Source organism: Sodalis-like endosymbiont of Proechinophthirus fluctus (assembly GCF_001602625.1).
Lineage (GTDB): Bacteria > Pseudomonadota > Gammaproteobacteria > Enterobacterales > Enterobacteriaceae.
The window spans coordinates 16,419-17,017 of the sequence record NZ_LECR01000073.1 but is presented as its reverse complement, the minus strand read 5'-3'; the positions used below and the strand labels follow the sequence as shown (position 1 = coordinate 17,017).

Sequence of the window (599 nt, the reverse complement as noted above, 5' to 3'; positions counted from 1 at the left end):
ATGCTCCCAGTAGCCCGTATTCTGCCTCGAAAGCCGCCAGCGACCACCTGGCACGTGCTTGGATGCGCACCTATGGCCTGCCAGTGCTGGTGACGAATTGTTCCAATAATTATGGCCCCTATCACTTCCCAGAAAAACTTATCCCGCTGATGATTATCAATGCCTTGGCGGGTAAACCGCTGCCGGTGTACGGCAACGGCGGCCAAATTCGCGACTGGCTGTATGTGGAGGATCATGCCCGCGCGCTCTATCAGGTGGTGACCCGAGGATGTCCTGGTGAAACTTATGTCATCGGCGGCCATAACGAGCGGCGCAACATCGACGTGGTGGAAGCGCTATGCGCGATGCTAGAGCAGGTCGGCGCGCCTCACCCCCCCGGCGTCGCGGCGTTCAGGCAACTCATCACGCAGGTGGAAGACCGGCCGGGGCACGACCAGCGCTACGCGATTGACGCCGGTAAAATTGCGCGCGAATTGGGTTGGCAGCCGGAGGAAACCTTCGACAGTGGCCTGGCAAAGACCGTGCAGTGGTATTTAACCCATCATGAATGGTGGCAGCGGGTGCTGGATGGTAGCTATCGAGTCGAACGTCTCGGCCTC

The 599-nt window shown here is 59.4% G+C and carries 1 protein-coding gene; it reads left to right on the top strand.

Going from position 1 to position 599, the window contains the following annotated elements:
* Positions 1 to 599 (top strand): GDP-mannose 4,6-dehydratase (locus BG74_RS17670; protein WP_244267410.1); only part of this gene is annotated, 599 nt, incomplete at both ends.